The sequence below is a fragment of the Nostoc cf. edaphicum LEGE 07299 genome (genome assembly GCF_015207245.1).
GTDB classification, from domain to species: Bacteria; Cyanobacteriota; Cyanobacteriia; order Cyanobacteriales; family Nostocaceae; genus Nostoc; species Nostoc edaphicum_B.
This window is the reverse complement of record NZ_JADEXF010000472.1, coordinates 1-4,364: the sequence shown is the minus strand read 5'-3', so window position 1 is coordinate 4,364 and position 4,364 is coordinate 1. Positions and strand designations below refer to the sequence as shown.

3 protein-coding genes are annotated in these 4,364 nt (G+C 39.8%); all 3 read right to left on the bottom strand.

Features of this window, described 5'->3' with window-relative positions; genetic code table 11:
• A partial coding sequence (locus IQ229_RS15025) for a hybrid sensor histidine kinase/response regulator (protein WP_194044941.1) occupies positions 1-1,007 on the bottom strand: 1,007 nt, incomplete at its 3' end.
• A gap of 268 nt (positions 1,008-1,275) precedes the next feature.
• Positions 1,276-3,111, bottom strand: coding sequence for a GGDEF/EAL domain-containing response regulator (locus tag IQ229_RS15020; protein WP_194044939.1), 1,836 nt, complete (start codon positions 3,109-3,111; stop codon positions 1,276-1,278).
• A partial coding sequence (locus IQ229_RS15015; protein WP_194044937.1) for a response regulator occupies positions 3,108-4,364 on the bottom strand: 1,257 nt, incomplete at its 5' end. The genes IQ229_RS15020 and IQ229_RS15015, both read right to left, overlap by 4 nt.

Here is a 4,364-nt window from a genome sequence, read left to right as displayed (position 1 = left end):
CCCCTATTCCCCACTCCCTCCTCTATTGCATCAATAGCATTATTCAACAAATGCATAAATACTTGATTTAGTTCACTTGCATAACAAGTAACTAGGGGCAAGTTACCGTAATCTTTCACTACAACAATTGCCGGACGATCGCCTGCTTCTCTGAGCCGATGTTGTAACATCACTAAAGTATTTTCGATGTCTTCATGAATGTTTACCCGTTTCATCTCTGCTTCATCATGCCGAGAAAAATGTTGTAGCGCCAGTACAATTTCCCGAATGCGATCGGAGCCTCTATACATTGCACCTATCAAATTTTGTAGATCCTTAATGATAAAATTCAAGTCTACATCTTTAGATATTTGCTGAACTTTTGGTGTGGGTTTGGGATATTCTTGCTGATAGACCTCAATAATCTTCACTAGGTCTTCCACATATTGGCCAGCATATTGGAGATTTCCATAAATAAAACTGATCGGGTTATTAATCTCATGAGCCAGTCCAGCTACTAACTGTCCCAGCGCCACCATCTTTTCGTTCTGAATTTGTTGAACTTGAGAGGCTTTCAAGTTGTCAAGAGCCTGTTGGAGTAAAAAGTTTTTTTCTTGCAGTTTTACTTGGAGCAAACGTAAATTAATTTGATTTTCAATTCGCAAGACCACTTCTGCACCATGAAAAGGTTTTGCAATATAATCTACACCACCAACATCAAATGCCTTTACCTTATCGACAACATCATCCAGAGCACTAATAAAAATTACTGGGACTTCACTAGTTTTATCGTCAGCTTTTAATTGTTGACAAACTTGGTAGCCATCCATATCTGGCATATTAATATCCAGCAAAATCACATCGGGCAAAACCATTTGACATGCAGTCAGTGCCATTTTACCGTTTAAGGCTTTGCGAACTTCAAAACCTTGTGCAGTCAACATCGCCGATAAAAGCCGCAAATTATCTGGAGTATCATCGACCACCAAAATATTTCTTTTCTGATGGTTAGTTTGATTAAAATGCATTATTGATCAAAAGTTATGCGTATAATTATTGAGGATAGTAAACCCTTGTTTGAAATCAGCCGAAAATTTGTTGATCGATTTCACCGAAATACTTATATTTATAGTTTAACTCTCACGTGGCTGGAGAGTTTTGCAGATTATCGAAACTATTAGCCACTTATCGCCTTTGGCAACATGATGAATTGTTGCCATGATTGTAGTAAATAGCACTCACAGATTATCTAGCCAAGGATCGACAATGAAATTTTTTCCAGGTGCTAATTGATAGCTACCATTGAGGTACTGAGGTGAGCAACTCAATAGCTAGTCGTTGTTCTATGGGTTTAGAAAATAAATATCCTTGAGCAAAATTACAGTTTAAACTTCTCAATTGGGCTAACTGTTCTTGTGTTTCGACACCTTCAGCGATCGCACTCATCCCCATTGAGTTGGCAATGCCAATCATTGCTGGTACTAACCCCATATTCTCTTTATTTTCCTGCATCCGTTTGACAAAGGATTTGTCAATTTTGAGTGCATTTAAAGGAAAGCTGTGCAGGTAACTTAAAGAGGAATATCCTGTACCAAAGTCATCCATAATCAACTTGATTTTTCGCTGCTTTAGTTGTTCAAGAATTATTTTGATCGCATCGGTATTTTCCATAATTACGCTTTCGGTAATTTCTAATTCTAAATATGCCGGATTTATTTGATTTTCATAAATTATTCGGTCAATTTGTTCTACTAAATTCGGCTGCAAAAATAACCTTGCACTCAAATTGACACTCATAGTTAGAGGTTCTGGCGTCACTGGATAATGTTGCCAGATGCTTAATTGATGACAAGCTGACTGTAATACCCAAGTATTGATGGCATTAATTAAACCTGTTTCTTCAGCCACAGGAATAAATTCTATGGGAGAAACCAAACCACGAATCGGATGTTGCCAGCGCACCAAGGCTTCAAATCCAGAAATTCTGCCTGTAGCCAGGGAAATAATTGGCTGATAGTAAACGAGGAATTCTCGCCTTTCAACAGCCCTCCGCAGGTCATTTTCTAACTCTAAAAGCTGAATAGCTTCCTGATGCATCGCTGGGTTAAAAACGTGATAGTTAGCCCTTCCTTGAGCCTTAGCCCGATACATTGCCGTATCAGCATCTCGCAGCAAATACTCTGGGCGATCGTAATCTTTATTGCCCCAACTAATACCAATACTGGCATTCATAAATACTTCATATCTGGACAGTTGAAAAGCCAGTGATAACTGTTGCAAAATCCTTTCTGCAACTTGGATTGCTATATTGATATCTGTGATATTTTCTAAGAGAATTCCAAATTCGTCACCGCCCAATCGTGCTAAAGTATCAACAGGTATCAGACATGCTTGTAAGCGTTGAGCAATAGCTATCAGCAATTCATCTCCCACCGGATGACCAAGGGAATCATTAACAACTTTGAAGCGATCGCAGTCCAAAAAAAGTACTGCAAACTGATAACTAGATTCTTGCTTCGCCCGATTTAGAGCATTTTCTAGTCGCCGAATAAACAAAACTCGGTTTGACAATCCAGTCAAGGAGTCATGTAGTGCTATATCTAGCAGTTGACTTTGCAATTTCTGGCGGGAATGGATTTCTTGCTGGAGTTTTTGGAGAGTTTTTTCTAGCTCTCCAGTTCGCTGTTTTACCCGATGTTCTAGTTCAACATTTAGTTTCAATATTTCTAATCGCGCCGATCTCAATGCCAGTTGATTTTGCACACGCACTAAAACTTCTTGAAACTCAAAAGGTTTGGTGATGTAGTCTACACCACCAGCTTTAAAGGCTTTAACTTTGTCAAAAACATCATCTAAAGCGCTAATGAAAATTACTGGGATATCGGCTGTTAACTCCCAAGCTTTAAAGGTCTGGCAAATTTCATACCCATCTACTTCTGGCATCATGATATCGAGTAGAATCAAATCAGGTAATAATGTTTGAGTTGCTGTCAGTGCCATTTGCCAGTTCAAAGCTTTACGAACGTTATACCCTTCCCTTGTCAATATGGAGGATAAAACCCGGAGATTATCCGCCATATCATCAATGATCAAAATATCTTTTTTATTAGGGTCTAAATGCTCGTAATTCATTCTAAGTTTGTTGTAGTCAATTCCATGATTTTCTCAAACTGGTAGTTATTTGCTAAATCCCTGAGAACTTGGAAAACTTGAGCATTATCTGATGGAATTTGCTTGAGTAACTCTAAAATCAGTTCATCGCTACAGCTGGCTGCGGCATAGTGAATCTGTTGGAGCCACTCAGGTGGCATTTGTGATAAATGGCCCAGGAGTTCGGCAACACTTACAAAAATCTGTGTAGCTTGATCGACAACTACTGTATTTGTAGTTTCTACTTGATTGGTATATTTTAAACCCAGATGTTTGCTCAGTTTTTCCAATAATACTTCCTGTTTGAATGGCTTGCGAATAAAATCATCACAGCCAATAGACAAAATTTTCTGGCGTTCTTCTTCAAAGGCGCTAGCAGTTAGGGCAATAATGATTGTATTTGTATTGGAGCGATCCGGCATTGTTCCAGATAATTTGTAAGGGGGAGCCAAGGCTGTTGGCAGCCGCGATCGCAAAATGGACGCACTAGAAGTATCATTTTCTATGACACCAGTTGTTTCTGGTGTGGAAGACTCTTTGCGTACAACTTTCAGAACCTCACCCTCGACTGAATCGGTTAACTCCTCTGCAAGGTACTGGCTCCCCGATGACACCAGTTGTTTCAATTTTGGGAACCTCCGCGACGTATTGGCTGCCCCATGCCCAATTTCTCTAGCTTTAATAATTCTTGTGGCTTCATAACCGTCCATGACTGGCATTCGCATATCCATAAAAATCAAGTGTGGTTGCCAAGATTCCCAACTAGCGATCGCTTCACTACCATCTGTGGCTTCATTAACTTTAAAGCCTAAAGATGTGAGAATTTTAACTAGCAATATACGGCTTTCTTTGGAATCGTCAACTACTAGGATGCGGTATACCTTTTCACTAGGTGCTAAAGCTCTAATTTGTGATTTAATTTGGTTTATCGGGATTTCTCTAGGGCAAGTGAGAGCAATCTGAACATCAAAGGCAAATGTACTACCGACACCAGGCGTAGTGCTGACACTAATATCTCCTCCCATCAGTTGTACATATTTACGGCTAATCGCTAAACCCAATCCCGTCCCTTGTTGGAATTTTCTGCCGATTTCGGTTTGTTCAAAAGCCTCAAACAGCAAGTCAAGTTCTTGTGGGGCAATACCACAGCCAGTATCTTGTACCTCGAAGAAAAGAAGAGACGGATAAGAAAAATTTTGCTCCCCTTGCTCCTCTGCTCCTCTGCTCCCTTGCTC